This window comes from Shewanella olleyana, assembly GCF_023283825.1.
Taxonomy (GTDB): Bacteria; Pseudomonadota; Gammaproteobacteria; order Enterobacterales; family Shewanellaceae; genus Shewanella; species Shewanella olleyana.
Map to the genome: position 1 here is coordinate 55,899 of NZ_JAKILD010000013.1, position 22,244 is coordinate 78,142.

The 22,244-nt window shown below is 41.2% G+C and carries 19 protein-coding genes and 1 riboswitch; of the genes, 10 read left to right on the plus strand and 9 right to left on the minus strand.

Annotated elements, in window-relative coordinates; genetic code table 11:
* Positions 1-102 precede the first annotated feature (102 nt).
* Positions 103-945, plus strand: a complete 843-nt coding sequence (locus tag L2735_RS10940) for a formate/nitrite transporter family protein (RefSeq protein WP_248984742.1) — start codon at positions 103-105, stop codon at positions 943-945.
* 104 nt (positions 946-1,049) lie between these two features.
* A complete protein-coding gene (locus L2735_RS10945) occupies positions 1,050-2,771 on the plus strand; it encodes a bifunctional protein-serine/threonine kinase/phosphatase (RefSeq protein ID WP_248984743.1) in 1,722 nt (573 codons plus the stop codon).
* A gap of 45 nt (positions 2,772-2,816) precedes the next feature.
* On the opposite strand, the gene cynS is transcribed toward L2735_RS10945, so the two are convergent.
* Together cynS and L2735_RS10955 are read right to left on the minus strand one after the other, a co-directional pair.
* On the minus strand, positions 2,817-3,257 hold the full coding sequence (cynS, locus tag L2735_RS10950; protein ID WP_248984744.1) for a cyanase: 441 nt from the start codon (positions 3,255-3,257) through the stop codon (positions 2,817-2,819).
* A gap of 220 nt (positions 3,258-3,477) precedes the next feature.
* A complete protein-coding gene (locus tag L2735_RS10955) occupies positions 3,478-3,996 on the minus strand; it encodes an aldolase/citrate lyase/malate synthase family protein (RefSeq protein ID WP_248984745.1) in 519 nt (172 codons plus the stop codon).
* Between the two features lie 195 nt (positions 3,997-4,191).
* Between L2735_RS10955 and L2735_RS10960 the strand changes: the two genes are divergently transcribed.
* Entirely contained in the window at positions 4,192-5,715 is a 1,524-nt protein-coding gene (locus L2735_RS10960) for a DUF3612 domain-containing protein (RefSeq protein WP_248984746.1), read from the plus strand.
* A 90-nt stretch (positions 5,716-5,805) separates the two neighbouring features.
* Here the strand turns inward: L2735_RS10960 and L2735_RS10965 are convergent, their stop codons facing one another.
* Both L2735_RS10965 and L2735_RS10970 read right to left on the minus strand, forming a co-directional pair.
* A complete protein-coding gene (locus L2735_RS10965) occupies positions 5,806-6,453 on the minus strand; it encodes a type 1 glutamine amidotransferase (RefSeq protein ID WP_248984747.1) in 648 nt (215 codons plus the stop codon).
* A gap of 16 nt (positions 6,454-6,469) precedes the next feature.
* Positions 6,470-7,183, minus strand: a complete 714-nt coding sequence (locus L2735_RS10970) for a hypothetical protein (protein WP_248984748.1) — start codon at positions 7,181-7,183, stop codon at positions 6,470-6,472.
* 449 nt (positions 7,184-7,632) lie between these two features.
* Here L2735_RS10970 and L2735_RS10975 point away from each other — a divergent pair, with 449 nt between their 5' ends.
* Complete coding sequence (locus tag L2735_RS10975; protein ID WP_248984749.1) at positions 7,633-9,549, plus strand: alpha/beta hydrolase family protein; 1,917 nt, start codon at positions 7,633-7,635, stop codon at positions 9,547-9,549.
* 119 nt (positions 9,550-9,668) lie between these two features.
* Here L2735_RS10975 and gorA read toward each other — a convergent pair whose 3' ends face one another.
* The 3 genes from gorA to L2735_RS10990 form a co-directional block, all read right to left on the minus strand.
* On the minus strand, positions 9,669-11,024 hold the full coding sequence (gene gorA, locus L2735_RS10980; protein ID WP_248984750.1) for a glutathione-disulfide reductase: 1,356 nt from the start codon (positions 11,022-11,024) through the stop codon (positions 9,669-9,671).
* A 194-nt stretch (positions 11,025-11,218) separates the two neighbouring features.
* Complete coding sequence (locus tag L2735_RS10985) at positions 11,219-11,785, minus strand: hypothetical protein (RefSeq protein ID WP_248984751.1); 567 nt, start codon at positions 11,783-11,785, stop codon at positions 11,219-11,221.
* Between the two features lie 109 nt (positions 11,786-11,894).
* A complete protein-coding gene (locus L2735_RS10990; protein WP_248984752.1) occupies positions 11,895-12,620 on the minus strand; it encodes a hypothetical protein in 726 nt (241 codons plus the stop codon).
* 343 nt (positions 12,621-12,963) lie between these two features.
* On the opposite strand from L2735_RS10990, the gene prlC reads away from it, so the two are divergent.
* Together prlC and L2735_RS11000 are read left to right on the plus strand one after the other, a co-directional pair.
* Positions 12,964-15,018: an oligopeptidase A gene (gene prlC / locus L2735_RS10995; protein WP_248984753.1), complete on the plus strand. Its 2,055-nt coding sequence runs from the start codon at positions 12,964-12,966 to the stop codon at positions 15,016-15,018.
* A 402-nt stretch (positions 15,019-15,420) separates the two neighbouring features.
* Positions 15,421-16,092, plus strand: a complete 672-nt coding sequence (locus L2735_RS11000) for a flagellar brake protein (RefSeq protein ID WP_248984754.1) — start codon at positions 15,421-15,423, stop codon at positions 16,090-16,092.
* Between the two features lie 76 nt (positions 16,093-16,168).
* Here the strand turns inward: L2735_RS11000 and ribB are convergent, their stop codons facing one another.
* Positions 16,169-16,825, minus strand: a complete 657-nt coding sequence (ribB, locus tag L2735_RS11005) for a 3,4-dihydroxy-2-butanone-4-phosphate synthase (protein ID WP_248984755.1) — start codon at positions 16,823-16,825, stop codon at positions 16,169-16,171.
* A gap of 92 nt (positions 16,826-16,917) precedes the next feature.
* Positions 16,918-17,093, minus strand: a riboswitch (FMN riboswitch).
* Positions 17,094-17,329: 236 nt separating this feature from the next.
* On the opposite strand from ribB, the gene L2735_RS11010 reads away from it, so the two are divergent.
* Together L2735_RS11010 and L2735_RS11015 are read left to right on the plus strand one after the other, a co-directional pair.
* On the plus strand, positions 17,330-17,884 hold the full coding sequence (locus tag L2735_RS11010) for a thioesterase family protein (RefSeq protein WP_248984756.1): 555 nt from the start codon (positions 17,330-17,332) through the stop codon (positions 17,882-17,884).
* A gap of 45 nt (positions 17,885-17,929) precedes the next feature.
* Complete coding sequence (locus L2735_RS11015) at positions 17,930-18,619, plus strand: DNA-3-methyladenine glycosylase I (RefSeq protein ID WP_248984757.1); 690 nt, start codon at positions 17,930-17,932, stop codon at positions 18,617-18,619.
* Between the two features lie 275 nt (positions 18,620-18,894).
* On the opposite strand, the gene L2735_RS11020 is transcribed toward L2735_RS11015, so the two are convergent.
* Positions 18,895-19,515 carry a TetR/AcrR family transcriptional regulator gene (locus L2735_RS11020; RefSeq protein ID WP_248984758.1) on the minus strand — a complete coding sequence of 207 codons (621 nt, stop codon included), beginning with the start codon at positions 19,513-19,515 and terminating at the stop codon, positions 18,895-18,897.
* Positions 19,516-19,655: 140 nt separating this feature from the next.
* Between L2735_RS11020 and L2735_RS11025 the strand changes: the two genes are divergently transcribed.
* Positions 19,656-20,711, plus strand: coding sequence for an MBL fold metallo-hydrolase (locus L2735_RS11025; protein ID WP_248984759.1), 1,056 nt, complete (start codon positions 19,656-19,658; stop codon positions 20,709-20,711).
* A 385-nt stretch (positions 20,712-21,096) separates the two neighbouring features.
* Positions 21,097-22,242 (plus strand): efflux RND transporter periplasmic adaptor subunit, encoded by a 1,146-nt coding sequence (locus tag L2735_RS11030; protein WP_248984760.1) that lies wholly within the window; start codon positions 21,097-21,099, stop codon positions 22,240-22,242.
* Positions 22,243-22,244: the final 2 nt, after the last annotated feature.

Here is a 22,244-nt window from a genome sequence, read left to right on the forward strand (position 1 = left end):
TATTCTTATTTGGGTTTTTATTAAGTTACTGTTTATTATCATTTTTAAATAGTGGCATAGAAATGGCAAAACATGATTAGAATTAAATCTAGGAGTGTAACTATGTCATATATTGAGCCAAAAGAGTTTGCTGTAAAAATGGTTGATGCTGGAGAGCAGAAAATCTTCATGTCAACGAAGGATACGATTGTCCGTGCATTCATGGCGGGCGCCATATTAGGATTGGCGGCATTTTTTGCCATTACTGTAATCGTGAAAACCGGCAGCGTACTCACGGGATCTATTTTATTCCCAGTTGGTTTTATCATGCTGTACTTAATGAAGTTTGATCTACTCACCGGGGTGTTTACCCTGGTGCCCTTGGCTGTATTAGATAAACGTAATGGCTGTAGTGTGGATCAAATGCTCAGAAATTGGGGACTCGTGTTTGTAGGCAACTTTGCAGGAGCCTTAACGGTGGCTTTTTTCGCCTCTTTCATTTTGACCTATGGTTACAATACTGATGGCGGTGTTTTAGCTGCTAAGGTAAGTAGTATTGGTGAATCACGTACCTTAGGTTACCAAGAACATGGTTTTGCGGGCTGGATGACTATCTTCATTCGCGGCATGCTGTGTAACTGGATGGTGTCGATGGGCGTGGTAGGTGCAATGATCTCTACTTCTGCCAGTGGTAAAATGATGGCGATGTGGATGCCTGTGATGTTGTTCTTCTTTATGGGTTTTGAGCACTCAATTGTGAATATGTTCTTATTTCCATTCTCGATGATCATGGGTGGAGACTTTACCGTTATGGATTATCTTGTTTGGAATGAAATTCCAACAGCATTGGGTAATTTGGTCGGCGGCTTTGTGTTGGTAGGTTTACCGCTTTACCTGACTCACGTGAAAGAAAGCCCTGTGCGTAAGCGCGAAGAAGCTAAAGCTCGCAGTGAGAAGCTGGCTTAATGCTTGTTTAATTGCTTATTAGACGTGATCTTTACCGCCACACTATTGTGATAAAAGTTTTACAGTGAAAGTACTGTGATAGTCGTGGTGGTAGAGTCTTCTTGATGCAAAATTCACTCAAACTCACTATTGCCAAGCATAGCATTCGGGGGCTTAAGCCCACGAATCAAGATTGCTGTGGCAGTAAACAACCCAATAACGACTTGATTATTAGTAAAGGTGCGGTGGTTGCGATTGCTGATGGTATTAGCTCTAGTGATGTGAGTGGTATTGCCAGCGAAAGCGCGATTGCTAATTTTATTAATGATTATTACGCGACTTCAGAAGCCTGGTCCGTTAAAAAGTCTGCGCTGAAAGTGCTGCAAGCACTTAATCATTGGTTGTTTGCTCAAAGCCAGAATAGTCCCCACCGTCATGACTTAAATAAAGGTTACGTATGCACTTTCAGTGCCTTGGTGTTTAAGTCCAATACTGCGCATATTTTTCATAGTGGCGATTCACGCATCTATCAATTAAGTGGCAATACTTTAGAGCAACTGACAACAGATCACCGCCGTTATGTCGATGATAAAGTCAGTTACTTGAGCCAAGCGCTAGGCATTAGCCAGTTATTAAGCAGCGATTATCACCCTCAAGCTATCAAGGTTGGAGATATTTTTGTATTAAGTACAGATGGTGTACATGAATTTTTGTCAGCTAAAACAATGGCTCAGGCTATTAATCTTGCTTTAGAGGATAGCTCTGACTTGACTACAGTGGCGCAAGTGCTGGTGGATCAAGCGCTTGCTAAAGGGAGCGATGATAACCTGACGATTCAAATTGTTCGGGTTGATTCCCTACCTAGCCATGAAGTCAATGAGTTTAAACAGCTATTGACGCACTTACCTTTACCGCCGCCACTATTCAGTGGCCAATCATTTGAAGGCTTTATCATTCAGCGAGAACTGTATGTCAGTAGTCGCAGTCGTGTTTACCTTGCGGCTGACAATAACTCACAACAGCGGGTGACAATTAAGGTGCCATCAGATGAAATGCGTCATAATGAAAGCCATTTAGAATCCTTGTTGATGGAAGACTGGATAGCAAAAAGGGTATCAAACCCGCATTTGTTGATCCCGTTTAAGTCTGCACACCCCAAAAACTATCTTTATACGGTTGCTGAGTATATTGATGGGGTAACGTTAGCACAGTGGATCCATGACCATCATCAAGTTGATCTTAGTCGTGTTCGCAATGTGATTGAGCAGGTGGCGCATGGTTTACAAGCGTTACACCGTCAAGAAATGGTGCATCAAGATTTACGCCCTGAAAACGTGATGATAACCAGTGAAGGTATTGTTAAAATTATCGATTTTGGTGCCACAGCCGTTGCTGGATTGATAGAGACTCAAGGTGTTGGTGCTGACATTCTTGGCACGGCACAATTCACTGCGCCTGAATATTTCTTAGGGGAGCTTGGGGATCATCGTAGTGACATTTTTTCATTGGCAGTGATGACCTATTACATGTTGACCAATGGGTTGCCCTACGGTACTGCAGTGGCGAAGTCGACAACATTAAAGGCGCAACAACAATTAATATATATTCCTGCTCGTTCTCAAAATGGCGCAGTACCCCATTGGGTGGATTATGCCCTTGAAAAAGCGCTTGAAGTAAATCCAGCTAAACGTACCTCAGAAGTGTCGGAATTTATTTATAACCTTAAAAACCCACATCCTAAAGCTATGCAAAAACAAGTGCCATTCATTGATAAAAATCCGATTTTATTTTGGCAACGTTTGACGTGGTTATTTGGGATATTATTTGTCATTGCGATAGTTAATTAAGCCGAGAATCTCAGTTTAACTAACTATTGCAATACTTAATAATGACTACCAAGCCTTATACGGTAAGAATTTACCATTCATGGTAATCACGACTCTGTCGCCCTTGGGGTCGACTTGCTTTTCAACATCCATTGAAAAATCAATCGCACTCATAATCCCATCGCCAAATTGTTCCTGAATGACTTCTTTTAAGGTGTCGCCGTACACGCCAACGACTTCATATAACCGATACACTAATGGATCTTGAGGGACATCTCGCTGCCATTTTTTGGTTGGGTAAGCCGTTAATGCCGCTTGGGAGCCTGCAGGTAAATCAAGTAACTGGCATAACTTGATAGCAATGGCTTCGGGCATACTGTTCATACCTAAACATGCTGAAGTGACCCAAACACAGCCCATTTCCAGCTCATCTGCGATATTCTGCCAAGTTAATTGGCGGGCATGCTTTGCTAATACAATCGCTTCAACCACTTGTTCCTTGTTCATCTTTTATTCCTTTAGTTAGCTAGAGTTAAGGAACAGATCGCAAGAGTTAGACCAAAAATAATTAATATGTAAATCAAGTTGTTATGTTTGTTACAAAGATTTGAGAGTCTGTTTTAGTGCAGATTGAGCTTGTTCTTGGTGCGCGGAGGGATAAAGATTGTTTGATGATGTGAAATAAACTGGCCGACAATTAAGTCGGCCGGTGATCATTATGATGTTATTAACGCTGATGCATCGCGTAGTCAGTGCCATCTTTGGCGGTAAACACTTTGCAGTTCCCTTCAGTTGGTAAGCAGCGTGAGTGCAACATGCTTACCCATTGCTTGTAAGGTGTCGGTAGGTTTTTAATTGGCAGCGCAACTTGAATATCTTCAATGTGAGCAGGGTCGTTAGCACCTAGTTCGCCATTGCGGTCAAAGCTCACTTCAACATGGGTATCGTTATTTTTTAATACCACAGACGTTGGGTCGCTTTTATGTCCCGTTAGAGCAACAAACTGACAAGGATTTTGTAATCCACATTGGCTGCCATCTTTCATAAACGCTAAAAGATGAGTGTAGTAAATAACGTAGCTATTAACATCGGCATGAGAGCCTTCGGTTAGCGGGAAGTTATCATCTAGAAATACTTTCGCATTGGTAATTTTATCTGCGTTAGTACTGGTCGCCACAAATTGTTCCTCAATGAAGCTGTTAAGGTTGTGAGCTGCTGTGTTGGTGTGCATTGTTGTCATAGTCATAACCTTATCCTCTTCGTTTGGGTCATTACACTGAATGAATCTTTTCTGTTCAGTGTTACTTCTCTTATCATTGATTCATGTTGCTAGCTGCGGTGAACGATTTTCAAAAACTGTTTCCCGATTGCTTAATTTGTAGTCTAGAGTATTTTTCACTACAATTTCACAATAAAAATTTTACACTGTGAATTTTACAAAATGCGCAATGATCAAAGCTTGATGAGAAAGTCACATTTTCTGGGCACTAAGATCCGAAATCTACGCAAACGGAATCATTTGACGATGGAAGATTTATCGGCCAGATGTATCCGAGTGGATTCAAGTTCTGCGCCTTCGGTATCGTATCTATCTATGATAGAGCGAGGTAAGCGTGTCCCCAGTGCTGGCATGCTGGCAGTTATCGCCACAGTGTTTCAAAAAGAGGTGGATTGGTTTTTAGATGATATGCCTGAAGAGCAGTCTATTACCCCTGAAAAAGGCCGTCGCGGTGGCATTAGTGGGATGCCACTCGAACCAAGCTTCTTATTTTCCAATGATATTTTACAAATTGCGATTCCTGAAATGTTGTCACAAACAGGCACATCAGGCAGACAATTTGCGCAGTTATTGATCCGTGCTCACCAAGAACATCATCAAAACCATTTCCCTGATTTAGAACGCGCTGCAGAAGATATCGGCAAGAAACAAATGCCATTGAGCGCCGATGAAATGCTCTCTATCGCTAAAAGTATGGGACTTAAAATCAAGTGGATTGATGAAGTCCCTACAGAAGTGTTAGATGAAACTGGAGCCCGCTCTTCACGTTTAACCACCTCATTTTTTGAGCCGCCTGCGACGATTTTTATCAATAAAGCCCTAAAATCTAACGCGCCGCGACTCAAATATGACTTAGCAGTGCACATCGGTCACTGCGTTTTACACAATAAAGACGGTTTAAAAAGTGTCATGACATCGGGGCGTCGAGTTGAAGTCGATGATGATGCCGCAATGCAGTCAAATACCTTAAATGCTCAAGATATTTTGCATGCATGGCGCGACTTTGAATCAAGCTTTTTTGCTGGTGCCTTGTTGTGTCCTAAGGTGCCATTTAGGCAACTGCTTGACCGTCATGGTTATGAAATTGATATTCACAAACAGCTGCAAGTTTCAGCCTCTGTGGCGATGAGAAGGATGACCGTCGTATCACCGTATCCACATTGGCATTATTTCGATGCCTATGCGCCAGGAAAACTCAAAGCAGTATATCGCGGTAATGGGATCCCGCTGCCTTGGGGCAATATGCGGATTGTTGAAGATCCTTGTCATCACTGGGCTGTGTTTCGAAAGATTAACGAACCATCGGCAGGGACTTCAGCTCAAATATCTATTTTGAATGTGGGTAATGAGCCACGTATTTACTGTTGTGAGTCGATAAAAGTAGATGATTCAGCGGGCAACCCACATGTATTGTGCGCAGGGATTGATCTGAACCCTGCCATTGAAGCTCAAGGCAAAGATGCTGAAAAAATCACTGAAGATTTAAAACAAGCATGTGTTGATAATGGCGGTTTAGTGGCGATACCTAAAGCGATAAAAGCCGATTTAACCAGTGTGGCTAAAATCCTTAATATCAATTGGATTGAACGTGGCATTGAAAACGAGGCTAGAGTGATTTGTTCACGAGGAGCTGTGTGTCCGCGTCAGCCTAGTTGTTATGCTAGCGGAAAAGCACAATGTGAGTAGCTATATGTGATTAGCTATATCTGTTAGTTAATTATTGAGCAGCATCTAAAAATGCCCTGTTAATGAGTCACTATTAACAGGGCATTTGCGTTATTTGAATGTGCTATCAAGAAGATGAAAAAACCACTCTTCGAGCTCTTTTTGAGATGATTGAATTAACTTATCTTTCTCATTATTGACATCAAACGGGCTGTCTTCACCAAAAGCATGCTGCAGTTGTTGTATTTGTTCAGCATTCCACTCTGGGTGAAACTGAAGTCCAACTTGCCTTTGATGTACGAACATTTGCTGTGGCCAAGCTGTTGAACTCGCTGTGATGCTCACCTCTGAGTTACAAAATTTAAACCCTTGATAATGCCACTGTGGTACTTGCATTACCTGATTATCAGCCTGTTTTATTGGCAACCAACCTAATTCAGCTTGTGGTAGCGCGAGTAACTTGGCACCGAGTGTCGATGCCAATAGTTGTGCGCCTAAACAAATCCCGATAATAGGCATGTTTGCGTGTACAGCTTGCTTAATCAACACTATTTCTGCCTGCATCCACCTTGGGTTTTCTACCACATCCATAGGGCCGCCTAAAATGATTAGCCCATCGACATTCGTCAAATTTGGTAACTCATTATTTGGCGCCATAAAATGAATTAATTGGTGACCATAAATATTTGCCCAATCGGTTATTCGTCCAGCCCCTTCAGCTGTGTGATGCTGAATGACGGCTAAGGTGAGTTTTTGCATTCGCTTTATCTTCCTATTATTGCAACTCGGCCGTTTCAAGATAGATTTCGATAAGCTGTTGAGGTGCTAGAGATAAGTTTTTTGCTAACTCATCCTTGCTTGGATGTAACTTGCCTTTTAGAGGCACAGTCACTTGAGATACCTTGTCAAATTGATGATTCAACACTCGTAAAAGGTGATCAGCCTCTGGGCGGTTTTCAATTAATTTGACTAAAAACTGATGCTGACTTTGAGGGTTGGCACTAATGACTTGATACGTCGCATTAGCAGCTTTATTTTGCTCAGTTAGCATATTGAGTTCAGAGAAAATGATGATGTTATCAATGATAACTTCTTGATCGGTGAACCGGCTTATTCCACCGCGCTCAAAATGTCCTTCCACAACATCAACCTGTAATTTTGTAAGTTCGTTATCTTGCGATGGATGCAAACGCATTAAATCAAATGGTTTCGGTACTATGGTCCATAACTGATTCGCTTGGTTTGACTGCTGAGTTAGCTTTTGTTTTACCGTTTTATCAATATCGGGATCACTAAAGTGAAATTGCATCACCATTTGCACATTATGTGGTTTATGGTACATGGGCAAATGTGATGCAAATAAACCATCATCGCCACCAAATATGGTCATGCCATGGGTACCAAAGTGAGTCTTATTTGCTTGTAAAGGCGAAGAGAAAAGAGTGATGATTGTAATAAAGAGAGTGGTAATAAACGCGGGTTTGAACATTGTCGGCTCCTATCTGGAAATTAGTCAGATGGGGCCGTCCCCTTATGAATATCTATTGGAGTAAAGCACTGGATAGTCATTTAACCAATAAACTGAGGTCGTCCTCGAAAACTATTTTACTACAATCGGCTAACAATTCGAAGCCATAGAATTTGATAGATGAACTGACTGTTTATTGAACAAGTTATGGTGTTAGTCTCTGTATTGTTAGTGATTGATAATAATCGACAAACTAACTATTGAATCTTGAAACCAAAGGCTGCAATATTCGTCATAACATATTTTTATGTCAGGAATCACTTGCCCAAGGAATAGGGAAGCTTAATTACACCTTTCATGTAATCTGTTTTACCTCTTCCTTGGATACCTTTTTAACAATTAGCATTACATTTTTAAGGATAAAACTATCTCTAGTGGTATCACTAGCTGATAGCTTTCAAGGAGTCACCATGAAGTACATCAAGTTGATGGTATGGGGAGTGTCATTGTGCATTTCAAATTCCATTCTCGCCGCCTCTGTTGAGGATTATTCCCGCCATAGCGATTATTACAATGTCAAAATATCACCTGATGGTAAACACTTAGCGGTGTTGGTGAATGATGAAGGTAAAAAGAAACTAGCGTTTTTACGTACTGATAATTTTGAGCTTACTTTTGCTTTAAATTCAAATAATAATGGTCAACCTGCTGATTATTATTGGGTTAACAATGAACGAGTCATTGTCCAAGTGGTTCAAAGTCGAGGCTTTTTAGAGCAACCGATTAATATGGGCGAAATATTTGGCGTTAATTACGATGGCTCAAAGCGCAAAATGATTTTCGGCTACCGCTCGCAAGGTGGAATTGTGTATTCCGGCTCTGGTGGTTTTTTAATTGATAAGCTTGCAGGTGATAAAAAGCATGTGTTAATCACAAAGCAATCTTTTAGTCGAGATGGTGATGTTTTACCTGAAGTGGTTAGGCTTAATGTTTATACAGGTAAAGAGCGCCGAGTTAAACGGGCGCCAATTTCTTATAGTCAGTTTTTAGTCGATAACGATGGCGTGCCAAGGTTTGTGGTTGGTGCAGATAAGAATGCTAAGACTAAAATTTTCTATCGTGAAGGCAAAGGTGAAGATTGGCAGCCATTTGATCAGCAAATTGATGGTGAGTTCACGCCGTTAGCATTTTCCAGTGATAATCAGTCGGTGTACGCATTAAAAACAGATCCTGAAAAACCGAAAGGCTTATACCGTTATGACTTAAAAACCAGCACAGAAACCTTTTTATACCGCAGTGAGATTGCCGATCCTACTTATGCGATTAAATCTGATTTAAATGAAGTGTATGGTTTGAGGTTAGATGAAGATTACTCAAGCTATATTTTTATCAAACCAGATACGCAGGAAGCAAAATTACATAAAGCATTAATTCAAGCCTTTAATGGCGACAGCGTGGAAATCACCAGTAAAACTCAAGACGGAAAGCAAATGGTGGTGCATGTTTCCAGCGATCGTAATCCTGGTTCGTTTTATTTATTCGATACTGAAACCATGAATGCGCGCTTTTTATTAGCTAGTCAGTCTTGGATTAAAAAAGAGCAGCAAGCATCTACCGAACCTTTTCGGCTCAAAACACCAGACGGTTTAGTGCTTAACGGCTATTTGACCTTGCCTATTGGCAAAAAAGAGAATTTACCGACAGTCGTGCTGCCTCATGGCGGACCACATGCTCGAGATTACTGGAGTTATGATCCTCAAGTGCAAATGCTTGCAAATGCTGGTTATGCGGTGCTTAAAGTGAACTTTAGAGGCTCCGACGGCTATGGTGAAAGCTTTATGGAAGCGGGTTACGGCCAATGGGGAACAGGCATACAGGATGATATTACTTTAGCACTGAATTATGCCATTCAAACCGGTGTGACCGATAAAGATAGAGTGTGTATTTTTGGAGCGAGCTTCGGCGGTTACAGTGCCTTGCAAAGTGCAATTCGACAGCCAGATATGTACCAATGTGCTATTGGTTATGTGGGCGTTTATGATTTGCCTATGATGTTTGATGAAGGTGATATCAAAACTATTAAATGGGGTGATGCGTATTTAGATAAGACATTAGGGACCGATAAAGCTGAGCGTATCGCACAGTCTCCTGCGCGCAATGTTGATAAGCTTAAAGCACCAGTGTTAATTATTCACGGTAAAGACGATCAGCGTGCCCATTTTGAGCATGCGCTAGCGCTTAAAGATGCCTTAGATAAAAAAGGCCACCCTTATGAATGGCTAGTGAAAGACAAAGAGGGTCATGGTTTCTATAACGAAGATAATATTCTAGAAGCAAATAAAGCTATTTTATCATTCTTAGATAAATATATTGGTGCAAAAAATTAGACTTTAGTACAACTGTCAAATTTAAATTTTTCATCAGTTAAAAAGTGGTAATAAAAAGCCCTATGCGATAGTTGATGAATCATCAGCTATCGCATAGGGCTTTGTTGAATTGTTATTTACTATCTCATGGTAACAAACTCTTCAGCGCCAGTTGGGTGAATAGCCACAACTGCATCAAAGTCAGCTTTTGTTGCGCCCATTTTCATCGCGACGCCAAAGCCTTGGAGGATTTCATCCATACCAAAACCAATACCGTGAATACCCACTACCACTTCGTTTTCGCCTGCGCAAATCAACTTCATTTTGCATGCTTCACGATGAGCAGTAATAGCAGTGTACATAGAGGTAAACCCTGATTTGTACACTGTAATGTTATCTTCGCCATATTGCTCAATCGCTTCTGGCTCAGTTAAGCCCATAGTGCCGATTGGTGGGTGACTGAATACCACGGTTGGAATTACACTGTAATCCATTTTCGCATTTGGCATATTGCCAAATAGACGCTCTGATAATAAACGACCTGCTTTAACAGCAACAGGAGTCAGCTCTACGCCGCCTTCCATAATATCGCCAACACAGTAAATACCTTTAGCTGTGGTGTTTTGCTGCTCGTCAGTCACCACATAGCCTTTAGCATTTAGTTGAACATCGGTATTTTCTAAACCGATGTTACCAGTAGATGGAGAGCGACCAATGGCCCAAATTAAGCTGTCGACAGTGATGCTCTCACCATTTTCAAGTTCTAGTGTTAGGCTGTCATCTGCATTTTTAATCACGGCTTTAGGAATGCTGTGGGTGTGCAATGTTGGTCCATTGATTTCCATGGCTTCAACTAAAGTGTCAGTTAAAATTGGATCAAAGTTACGTAGCGGAGCATGTTTACGCACTAATAGGTGGGTTTCGCTACCTAAAGCATGCAAAACACCCGCGAGTTCTACTGCAATGTAGCCTGCGCCGACAACAGCAACTCGTTTAGGTTGCTCGCGTAGAGCAAAGAAACCATCTGAATCGATACCATATTCAGCACCTGGAATATTTGGAATCGTTGGTGCGCCGCCTGTGGCGATAAGGATATGGTCTGCAGTGTAGTGTTCACCGTCGACTTCAATGGTATTACCGTCAACAAACTTACCGTAACCGTTAAGTAGGGTGACATTGTTGCTTGCAAAACCACGGCCATAAGCATCATGAATGCGACCAATGTAGGCTTCGCGGTTATCAACTAAAGTGTTCCAGTTGAAGTTATTTACGGTGACGTCAAAGCCATAATCTTTAGCAAATAGGTGCATTGCTTCAGCAACATGAGCGCCATACCACATGACTTTTTTCGGTACACAGCCGACATTTACACACGTTCCGCCAACATGTTTTGCTTCAATAACCAAAACCTTTGCACCACGCATTGCTGCACGGTTACCAGATGCGATACCACCACTACCTGCACCTAGGCAGATATAGTCAAAATGTTGAGCCATGTTAACCCTCTCTATGTGTTACTTCTGCCAAGCTTATTTCAATAAAAGCCTGACTTTAATAAGCGTTTATGTGAGTTCGATAGATTTTATTGCAGCCATTGTAGGGGGGAATCCAATTACAAGCTAGTTTCAAAGACCGTAATAAATTGTAATTTATTGCAACGGTTTTAATTGGCTGGAATAGGAAATTTACGCTAACGCTTATATTGGCAGCTCGAACGCTCAGCTTGTGTGGGACCTGTTGTTGAGCAGCTCATGCAATCCCACTCTGTTTGGCGGTGACCTAATTCTGTTTGATGATGTATCGCTTGCTGTAGATCAATGTGTTTTTTCAAATAACGGATCCGATTGGCCAACCAGCGACAACTTGGGTCATTGGCGGTAGCCATTTTCGTATTGCTGTTCTTGGTTTTTGATACTGAGTTTGAGGGTGATAACTGTGCGGTTTGCGGTCTATCTAACTGCATTTCGTCGGCTGAATATTCGAATGCATTTTGTGATTGTGAAGGGGTGATGGCCTTGCCTTGATTATCTTGTGCGCCGTCATTCCCCAGTGAACTTTGTTGAGGTTCCTCTGATTTGTGGGATTTTTTATGTTGGATGAGTTGAGTAAATTCAGAAGCTTGAACGGGTGGGGTTGCTAACATGAAAATAATGGTTAGTAGCAGAGATAATAATCGTGTTTGTAAGTTGGTTGATTCGAACAGATGATTATTTAACCAATAGATAAATTGCGGGTAAACCCCTTGAGGTTGTTTCATCAGCATTCCTTTGCTTTAGTCAGTTTTTACCATTCAATTGGTAAGACTCACATAGCTTAGAAGGGAATACTGATATTTGCCACAAAGTTAGAGAACGGAGTTATTGAATTTAAAAGCTCCAACTTAAATAAATACCGCCATAGCTTTCATCTAAACTGCCAGTGTAACCATCCATCTCAGCTTCCTTTTTAATGTCAGCCATGGCAATTACATGGCTAAAGTGGGCACTAATAGCCATATTACTGCTTAGGGCGTAACTGGCTTCAACGCCCATTTGAAAGTGGTTGGCGCCATCATGTTCTTCTGTAGCGTACTGAAAATCAAACCCTTGAGTAATGTATGGGGTTATTGAAAATTGTTCGGTTAATTGCCAAGGGCTATGTAGGCTGACTTCGACAAAATATCCACCCGCTTCGGTAGCATAAGTATATGCAACAGATGGGATTAACCAATCCACACCGGTGTAGGCTATTTCTGCAAAAAATTCATTATCTGAGCCGCGTTCGTCGCCATAAAATTCAAGGCGTTGATAACCCACAATAGTTTCTAAATTATCATGTAGGTTTAAAGCGTACTCTAAGCCAAAGTTCCATTCGGTGTAGTGTTCGCTATCTCCACGAACAACAGCTGCATAAGAGGTAAAATCGCCACTTGATACCGATGCCGCACCAAGATAAACACCGCCATCAGCTAAATTATTTCGACCTTCTGAGATATATTTTGAGTCCCAACCTAAATCAATACCAAACTCAACACCTTCGGCATGGACTTGGTTAGATAGCATCGCTGAAACGCTGATTAATGATAAAAACAGCAGGATGAAATTTGTTTTCATATCATTGATTTCTCTCATAAGGTCATAAAGATGTTGTAAGACTACATGATTCAAAGTAATTGGTAATGAGAATGAATTGGATTTGCGATCAAGTTGTCAATAACAGTTATGTAAATAGCATGTAAATAGGATTGTGCAGTGAGTCACGTTTTTTAAGGTTATTTTAAGGTAGTGGTTTGGTGGGTGACTTGGGTAGGGACGCTAAAGTATATTAAGACTGATGATTTGCTTCATTGTTTGCTTACTATTCTGGCCTCAATCTGCAGCAGACTTGAATTCGTTAGCGTGAGCCCTTATTAATACAGTTAAGGCAATTATTACCCTATTTCCCGAGGAATCACCTATGAGCAACACATTGCTAGATAATCCTTTGCTTGAACAGAGCGAACTGCCGCAGTTTTCGAAGATTAAAGCTGAGCATATTCAGCCAGCAGTTGAACACGCTATCGCACAATGTCGCAGTAAAATCGATCAAGTATTAGCAGATAACAGCACATACTCATGGGAAAATTTAATCGAACCGCTTGAAGAGGTGGATGATCAATTAAGTAAAATCTGGTCACCAGTCTCACATATGAATTCAGTGACGAGTACTGATGAATGGCGCGAGGCCCATGATGCTTGCTTACCTTTATTATCAGAGTACGGCACCTTTGTCGGTCAGCACCAAGGGCTTTATCAAGCTTATAAATCGATTCAGGAATCAGCAGAGTTCGAGCAACTCACCACAGCGCAACAAACCTTATTGACTCAGAGTTTACGCGACTTCGAATTATCAGGTATTGGCTTAAACGATGAACAAAAAGTCCGTTACGGTGAAATCGTTAAACGTTTATCTGAATTAACCAGCAACTTTTCAAACCAACTGTTAGACGCCACCCAAGCTTGGTCTAAGTTAATTACTGACGAATCACAGTTATCAGGCTTACCTGAATCGGCTATCGCTGCAGCAAAAGCGATGGCTGAAGCGAAAGAGCTTGAAGGCTACCTATTTACCCTAGATTTCCCGTCTTATTTACCTGTGATGACCTACAGCGATAACCGCGAGTTACGCGAAGAATGTTACCGGGCATTCGTAACTCGTGCATCAGATCAAGGTCCAAATGCTGGCGAATTTGATAACAGTGCCAACATGGACGAAATTTTAGCGTTACGTCATGAGCTGGCGCAGTTATTAGGTTTTGATAGCTATGCTGATAAATCGTTAGCGACCAAAATGGCCAATGATCCTAGCCAAGTATTATCATTTCTAAATGAGTTAGCACTTCGCTCAAAAGAGCAAGGCAAGGCAGAACTTGCTGAACTTAAAGCATTTGCTAAAGAGCACTTTGATGTTACTGAAATGGCCTCATGGGATTTAAGTTTTTATGCTGAAAAATTACAGCAGCATAAATATGAAGTATCACAAGAATTATTACGTCCATACTTCCCTGAAGACAAAGTCTTATCAGGCTTGTTCTACACAGTATCGCGCTTATTCGGTTTAAGTATCGAAGAGCAACAAGGCTTTGATAAGTGGCACGATGATGTGCGCTTCTTCCACATTTATGACGCTGAAAAAGTGCATCGTGGTAGCTTCTATCTTGATTTATATGCCCGCACAGGTAAACGCGGCGGAGCATGGATGGACGACTGTCGTGGTCGCCGTGTAACCAGTTCTGGGCTGCAAAAACCAGTGGCTTATTTAACCTGTAACTTTAATGGCCCAGTTGATGGTAAACCTGCATTGTTTACCCATGATGAAGTGACCACTCTGTTTCATGAATTTGGCCATGGTATTCACCATATGTTGACTCAAATTGAAGTCGGCGGTGTTGCTGGCATTAACGGTGTGCCTTGGGATGCGGTTGAGCTTCCAAGTCAGTTTATGGAAAACTGGTGCTGGCAAGAAGAAGCCTTAGCTGAAATCTCGGGTCACTTTGAAACGGGTGAAGCCTTACCAAAAGCACTGCTTGATAAAATGCTCGCTGCAAAGAACTTCCAGTCAGGCATGATGATGCTGCGCCAACTTGAGTTCTCACTGTTTGATTTCAGAATGCACCATGAGTTTGATGCTGAAAAAGGTGCTGATATTCAAGGCATTCTTGATGAAGTACGTGGCCAAGTTGCCGTTAATGTTCCACCATCGTTTAACCGTTTTCAACATGGTTTCGCTCATATTTTTGCTGGTGGTTATGCTGCAGGTTATTACAGCTACAAATGGGCTGAAGTATTATCTGCAGATGCGTTTTCACGCTTTGAAGGTGAAGGTATCTTTAACCCTGAAACTGGTAAAAGCTTCTTAAACAACATCCTTGAAATGGGGGGCAGTGAAGAGCCAATGACTTTATTTGTGCGCTTTATGGGCCGTGAGCCGAATACCGATGCATTATTACGTCATTCAGGTATTAATGCCTGAGTTCAAATAAAATCAATAAGTGATTGCTTTTTAAAAGTAAAACAATAAAATCAAAAGGCACTCTAAGTTATATACAGTAACTTCAAGGGTGTCTTTTTTGTTTTTACCTTGTCAGGATTAGTTGTTTTATAAGATGAACTTATTAAAACACCAAAGTTACATTACTAACCTGAACCCGGGATAAGAAGTTAGTTAAACTGTTGAATTATTACATGTTTGCTTTCAATCTTATTCTAGATAGATATTTTTGCTTAGAACAAGGCAAATTTGTGCGTCAATAGCAGGCCTATTGCAAACAAATTTAACGCCGTTATCAGTAAAAATAACCTCTAGAAAGTAAGTTGTTATCCCGAGCTCAGGTTAACTACGTCATAGACAGCATAACTTGAACGGATTCGTATTTTGAACCAGCAACCATCACCAGACGAGCAAGTATTCTTTACCTTATCACCAGGAAGAACGGTCGATATTCAAATTGATTTCCCTGTGAAATTTAGAACCAAAGCTATTTTGGTTGGCTTTGAGCTGGGTAAATATATTATTTTGAAGCACCCCGCACCGCAGCAAATGAAAAATTACAGCGATGTATTTGTTGAAGGCAATGGTGTAGTGGTTCGTTATCTATTGGAAGGTCAACAGGGCGAGTGCTACGCCTTTAAATCGACCATTCGCAATATCACTAAAATCCCAGAAAAGTTTATTTTTCTGTCTTACCCAAAGCAAATTGAAAACCGTCAGTTACGAACCCATCAACGCTTCGTCACGCATTTGCCAGCAGCTATCCAAGCAAAAGATGAAAATGATGCGAGCCATGGTACCCAACTAAAAGGCATTATTTCTGATATTTCATCCAAAGGCTGTGGCTTCGTATTTAAAACTGAGAATCCGAATCTTAAAGTGAGTCAGAAAGACATTATTGTGATGATCCGTAATCCTAATAATGAAGGGGTTTTCATTCCTGCTAAGGTGTGTAATAGCCGCTTTGAAGACGGTAAGGTCAATGTTGGGATTAAGTTTGAAGACGATGATGAGCAAATCAAAACCTTACTCACTCAGCTGTATATTGATTTGTAAGAATTAAAAAAGGCATTAAAAAAAGCGACTGTTATCAGTCGCTTTTTTTGTTTTCGTAGACGCTAAACTTTCAACACTAGGCCAATTTCAAATCATGTTGCTGGCGGTACATCACCATGTCTTCAATCGTCAACACTGGCATATTGTGCTTAAGGCCAAATGCGACAATTTCAGGTGCTTTTGCCATGGTGCCATCTTCATTGGTCACTTCGCATAATACGCCAGCAGGTTGAAGCCCTGCCATTTGCATTAAGTCTACCGTGCCTTCGGTGTGGCCGCGACGAGACATTACACCGCCAGCGCGTGCGCGAAGTGGGAAAACATGCCCCGGGCGAGCCAGATCTGATGCTTTAGCATTAGCTGCAGTGGCGGTTTTTACTGTGGTAACACGATCTTGTGCTGAAACACCTGTGGTGACGCCTTCTTTAGCTTCAATAGACACAGTAAAAGCCGTTTGGTTAGCGCTATTGTTATCTTGCACCATTGGTGGCAGTTCAAGCTTGTTTGCTTGGTCATCAGTTAAGCATAAACACACAATACCGCTGCATTCGCGGATCATTAATGCCATTTGCTTGCTAGTAAGATGTTCTGCTGAATAGATAATATCGCCTTCATTTTCACGATCTTCATCGTCGAGCAATAATACGCCGTTACCTAGACGTAATGCAGCTAAGGCTTTTTCAACACGTTCGATAGGATCGCCAAAAGGCGAAAGTAGTGATAACTGATTCATGGTTAACTCCTAAAAAATACCAGAATCAGGGCTTTAAAGAGGGGTTTTACGCCAAACGAAATACACCAGCAAGCATAGGCTCACTGGCGTATTTCTATTCTCTCTCATCCGGACTATAACCGTCGGCTCTGGAATAGTAGACATTACATCTACATCACCAAATCTGCTGACCTCGACGAATCGAGCGCTCGCGGGCTTAGTTAAGATTACATAAAGGTAAGTTAACATCACCGCCGGTGGGGAATTTCGCCCCGCCCTGAGAATTAAAATAACCTGCTCACACCCAATGTGTGAACAGCGCCGCCATGGTAAGCCAAAACGCTCGTTTAAAAAAGTGTTAACGCTCACAGAGGCGACAATTATTTATTCAATATCGAAGGTTAACCTTTATCAAATAGATTTTTGTATAAGTTGTTCTATTTAATGATTTGTTAATTTAGTAAGCAGGCTTGATAGCTGGTATGACCTCTGTTAGCCTGTTTCGTTCACATGGAGTAGTAGTATATGAATTTATATTTCCGCCTAATTTGGTTGATGTTTTGGCGCAACCGTCAGGCAAAAAAAATAGGCTTTTTAGATACCAGCCGAATTAGTTACCGCGCTTGGCCACTTGATTGCGACATCAATATGCATTTAACCAATTCTCGTTATCCTGCGTTTATGGATCTTGCTCGTACCCATATGATTGCCGAAATGGGATTAATGAAAAAATTCCTTAAACTTAAATGGCTACCTATCGTGAACGCGTCGGAGTTTACTTTTTTCCGTGATATTAAACCGATGGAAAAATTTGAAATTGAAACTCGCATTGTTGGCTGGGATGAGAAGTATTTTTATATCGAACAACGTTTCGTGACTGCTAGAGGCCTGCATTGCATCATGCATGTTCGCGGTGTGTTCATCTGTAAAGGTAAACAAGTACCGATTACTGAACTGGTTGAAGCGGGTGGCTATTTCGGCCCAACCCCTGAAATGCCGCCTGAAATTGTTAAGTGGAAAGAGTTTTTACAAGTTAAGAAAGAGCAAAACAGCGCGCCTAAATTGAGTTTAGCGTCGTAAGCGTTATCATATCCATAATTGATAGCGTATTGAGTAGGTAGCACTGTGGCAAAACTAGAAAAATTTAGCGATATATTTGATCGTGCAGCTGAACGAAAAGGCGGCGCCAAAGCGTTAGGTTTGTTAATGCCACAATCATTGGAAGCTGATGAAATTGGTCAGTATTCTGATGCTCAGTTGTTGTCAGCCATGAGCAAACAAGTATTTCAGAGTGGCTTTGTCTGGCGGGTGGTTGAAAACAAATGGCCTGCCTATGAAGAAGCTTTCTTTAATTTTGAGCCTTTTAAAGTATTAATGCTGTCGCCTGATCAGATCCAACAAAGAGCATCTGATGCAACACTGATACGCCATCAAAAGAAAACCCAATCAATTGTCGATAATGCCTATATGGTTCAGCAGCTTGCTGCTGAGAATGGCAGTTTTGCTGAGTTTATTGCTAATTGGCCAGAAGAAGACATCACTCTATTATGGCAAGCGTTAAAAAAGAAAGGCAGTCGCTTAGGCGGCAATACTGGCCCTTATTTTTTGCGCACCATAGGCAAAGACACTTTTTTATTAACCAATGATGTGAAATCTTATTTAACAGCCACCAAGGTTGTTGATGCTGGTTTTACTTCACAAACGGCGCTTCGCCAAGCACAGGCGGCTTTTAATCATTGGCAACAAGAGTCTGGTTTGAGCCTTGCGCATATCAGCCGCATTATTTCTTTGGGAGTGGGTGATAATCGGGTTTAGCCTCTATACCCAAACAAGCTGAAGATGCTCGATTTCAGCAAGAATTTACACGCGTTTAGGCAAGGCATTGATTGCGGATAATGGTTATTCCCTTTTCAAAATCAATAACGCAGCATAAACGCGTGTAAAACTTGCCCTCAGGGAGTTTCACCGTGTTCCCACTACGTTGTTGCGCTAATTTATAAGGTACCTACATTACCGCATTAACGCGCCTAGTATTGAAAACACGGTGAAGCTCTGAAACACGTATCTTCAAGTTGTTTGGGTATATAAGGCTAAGCTGATGCTATTTGATAGCGGCATAAGAACATTTTTGCGACTTCGTTAGCAATACTCACTTGTTCATCATGATTGAGTCTTTCAGCAAACTGCATCACTTGTGGCCAAAAGCAGCTGCCTTTTATCAGGCTATGTATTTGCTGTAATGCCAGCTCTTCATTAGCTACCGATATTTTTTTGTCGGCTATAGCTTCTCTTATCCAGCGCATGGTGGCGCTTTCTTGTTTTTTGACCCGCTGAAATTCTTTATTCATTGACTCTGGAGTATAAAAAAAGTGACCAATAGCCATACGTGTCAGTTCAATGTATTCCTGACTACTAATGAAGTTAACTTCTTTAAATACCACTTCCGAAAGCTGCTCAAGTAGCGGTCTGTCACTCTGATATTCAGCGACGTTATGCTTTAAAGAGCGGTCCCATAAATCAGCCATCAAGGTCATGACAATCGCTTCTTTGGTATCGAAGTGATTGTAAACAGTACGTTTAGATACGCCTGCTACCTCAGCGAGTTTATCCATACTTGTTGCAGCAACCCCAAATTCTGTAAAGGTCACTTTAGCGGCATTGATAATATCTGCTCGCTTTATCTGGCTTAAGGTCATTTTTTCTTTAGGCATCGTTTGGCTCAATCAGTAAATCTGTAGATATTCTACACTGGGCAGTTTACTTTTCAATCATATTTTAATAAACTGCACCGTGTAGTTTACTTTTTGTGTTAAAAATGAAATATCTGTGGATTTTTGTAGGAGTTTTAGTGATGGCATTTTCAATTAAAGCAATATTCGGTAATAACAAAGCTGAAGCTGTGAAATTTGAAAATACCGATATTGCCTATCAATCTAGCTTAAGTGATATTTGGAGCATTGCTAAAAGTTATATGACGACAAAAAGGCTGCATCCAGCCCCTGAAGTTGAGGTCCCAGTTCAGCCTATTACAGCAACAAGCCTGAGTTTTTCAACTGAAGATCAAATTTTTCGTCTGGGTCACTCAACATTATTAATTCGTATTGATGGCGAATATATCCTTTTAGATCCTGTATTTAGTCAACGAGCTTCGCCTGTGCAATGGGCTGGACCAAAACGTTTTCATCAATCTCCAATAAATATTGAACAATTACCTCCTATTAAGGCGGTCATTATTAGTCATGACCATTATGATCATCTAGATAAAGCGGCTGTGACAGAACTGAAAGACAAGGTTCAGTATTTTGTGACACCTGAAAAAGTGGGCAATCATCTTATTGAGTGGGGCGTTGAACCTAGCAAGGTGAATCAGCTGTCTTGGTGGCAAGAACTTCAATTAGATGATTTAACGTTAGTCGCAACGCCAGCACAGCACTTTTCTGGCCGTGGTTTATTTGACCGTGATACCACTTTGTGGGCGAGCTGGGTCATTAAAGGGAAACAAAGTAAGTTATTTTTTAGTGGTGATGGTGGTTACTTTCCAGGTTTTAAAGAAATTGGCGAGCGTTATGGCCCATTTAATATCACCATGATTGAAACGGGTGCCTATAATGATTTATGGAGTGACATTCATATGATGCCTGAGCAAAGCTTGCAGGCCCATATCGATTTAAACGGTGACAATTTTCATCAAGCTGCCATGTTACCCATTCACAATGGGACATTTGATTTAGCCTTGCATGATTGGTTTGAGCCATTAGAGCGGATTGTGCATTTAGGCGAGCAGGCAAATGTTCATGTCGTCACTCCTATTTTTGGAGAGGCTGTGTCAGTTAAATCTGCGATGAAAACTGAGCGTTGGTGGCGTGAAATGTTACTGAGCGAGGAGTTATCGCTACAAGCTCAATAATTTTTATTGAGAAAATAGAAAAATATCTGGTTTAACCTAAACTAAACCAAATAAAATACTATTTCATATGCATTTTTTTTAACGTTATGTTGTATATTGGAGTTTTACGAACTTATTTGCGTGTAACGTTTTTGTAACATTTATAGATTGTAATTTTTGTTGGAATAGAATTTTTAACATATTTAAAACAAAGCCGCTAAGCTTATTATTTGTTTACAATTTATAATATTTTAAATGGTAGTTGAGTTTGAGTGGGTGTGCGTTATGTGCGATAACAGTGCCCATCAAAAAGAAGTGAATTATAACGTTAGGATTATCGCTATTCGTAATCGTGGTGCAATGAAGCAGACGGTTACAGATGATGTCATTAGGAGTAAGAACAGTCATGCACAAAGCACTGAAAATAGCCTCAGTTATCACTGCGGCTTTATGGATTACAGCTTGTGGTCAAGCCGAACAGGCTCAAACCCAGCAAAAAGCACCCCCCGTTCCAGTAGGAGTGTTGAGCGTGACTGAGCAATCTCAAGCTATCCAAGTTGAGTTACCAGGTCGTAGCCGCGCGTTTTTAGAAGCAGAAGTACGTCCTCAGGTTTCAGGTATTATCACTAACCGTGGTTTTGTTGAAGGTAAAGATGTTGAAGCGGGTCAATCACTTTATCAAATTGATGCGGCAACTTATGAAGCTGCGCTAATTAGTGCAGAGGCTGATTTAGCTAGTGCGAACGCTTCTTTAGCTTCGGCAAAAGCAACAGCTGACCGCTATGCTGCACTTGTTGAAACAAATGCAATCAGTAAACAAGATTTTGATGAAGCAGATGCGGCTTACAAAGAAGCGATTGCAAATGTGACCGTAGCCAAAGCTGCGATTAACACAGCAAACATTAATCTTGAGTATACTGAAGTTAAAGCGCCTATTTCTGGACGTATTGGTAAATCTAGTGTGACACCAGGTGCATTAGTTACTGCAAACCAAGTTTTGCCATTGGCTAAAATTCAACAGCTTGACCCTATTAATGTTGATATTGCTCAATCAAGCGCGCAGCTACTTCGTTTAAAGGCCAAACTGAAAGCGGGTAAGTTACAACAAAGTGACAACGCTGAAGTGAAGCTAATTTTAGAAGATGGCACCACGTATGATCAAGCGGGTATTTTACAGTTTGCAGAAGTCAGTGTTGGTGAGGCAACAGGTTCTGTAACTTTACGAGCAGAGTTTCCGAACCCTGACGGGGTGTTATTACCTGGCATGTATGTACGAGCAATTTTAAATGCAGGTCAAGATCCAAAAGCGATTTTAGTGCCTCAAAAAGCAATTACTCGCAACACCAAAGGTGAAGCGATGGCTATGGTTGTCGGTGCTGACAATAAAGTTGAGTCGCGTATTGTGACCACTGCTGAAGTCATAAAAAACCAATGGCGTATTACTGATGGTTTACAAGCTGGCGATAAGCTAATTGTTGATGGCTTACAGAAAGTTCGTGTTGGTTCGGAAGTAACTCCTCAAGTATTAACAGCTGACTCTCAACCAAAGTAGGA

What these genes read in the sequence shown, in the direction of transcription:
- L2735_RS10940 (WP_248984742.1), top strand. Translation starts at nt 103, where the DNA reads ATGTCATATATTGAGCCAAAAGAGTTTGCTGTAAAAATGGTTGATGCT.
- L2735_RS10945 (WP_248984743.1), top strand. Translation starts at nt 1,050, where the DNA reads ATGCAAAATTCACTCAAACTCACTATTGCCAAGCATAGCATTCGGGGG.
- cynS (WP_248984744.1), bottom strand. Translation starts at nt 3,257, where the DNA reads ATGAACAAGGAACAAGTGGTTGAAGCGATTGTATTAGCAAAGCATGCC.
- L2735_RS10955 (WP_248984745.1), bottom strand. Translation starts at nt 3,996, where the DNA reads ATGACTATGACAACAATGCACACCAACACAGCAGCTCACAACCTTAAC.
- L2735_RS10960 (WP_248984746.1), top strand. Translation starts at nt 4,192, where the DNA reads ATGCGCAATGATCAAAGCTTGATGAGAAAGTCACATTTTCTGGGCACT.
- L2735_RS10965 (WP_248984747.1), bottom strand. Translation starts at nt 6,453, where the DNA reads ATGCAAAAACTCACCTTAGCCGTCATTCAGCATCACACAGCTGAAGGG.
- L2735_RS10970 (WP_248984748.1), bottom strand. Translation starts at nt 7,183, where the DNA reads ATGTTCAAACCCGCGTTTATTACCACTCTCTTTATTACAATCATCACT.
- L2735_RS10975 (WP_248984749.1), top strand. Translation starts at nt 7,633, where the DNA reads ATGAAGTACATCAAGTTGATGGTATGGGGAGTGTCATTGTGCATTTCA.
- gorA (WP_248984750.1), bottom strand. Translation starts at nt 11,024, where the DNA reads ATGGCTCAACATTTTGACTATATCTGCCTAGGTGCAGGTAGTGGTGGT.
- L2735_RS10985 (WP_248984751.1), bottom strand. Translation starts at nt 11,785, where the DNA reads ATGAAACAACCTCAAGGGGTTTACCCGCAATTTATCTATTGGTTAAAT.
- L2735_RS10990 (WP_248984752.1), bottom strand. Translation starts at nt 12,620, where the DNA reads ATGAAAACAAATTTCATCCTGCTGTTTTTATCATTAATCAGCGTTTCA.
- prlC (WP_248984753.1), top strand. Translation starts at nt 12,964, where the DNA reads ATGAGCAACACATTGCTAGATAATCCTTTGCTTGAACAGAGCGAACTG.
- ribB (WP_248984755.1), bottom strand. Translation starts at nt 16,825, where the DNA reads ATGAATCAGTTATCACTACTTTCGCCTTTTGGCGATCCTATCGAACGT.
- L2735_RS11010 (WP_248984756.1), top strand. Translation starts at nt 17,330, where the DNA reads ATGAATTTATATTTCCGCCTAATTTGGTTGATGTTTTGGCGCAACCGT.
- L2735_RS11020 (WP_248984758.1), bottom strand. Translation starts at nt 19,515, where the DNA reads ATGCCTAAAGAAAAAATGACCTTAAGCCAGATAAAGCGAGCAGATATT.
- L2735_RS11025 (WP_248984759.1), top strand. Translation starts at nt 19,656, where the DNA reads ATGGCATTTTCAATTAAAGCAATATTCGGTAATAACAAAGCTGAAGCT.
- L2735_RS11030 (WP_248984760.1), top strand. Translation starts at nt 21,097, where the DNA reads ATGCACAAAGCACTGAAAATAGCCTCAGTTATCACTGCGGCTTTATGG.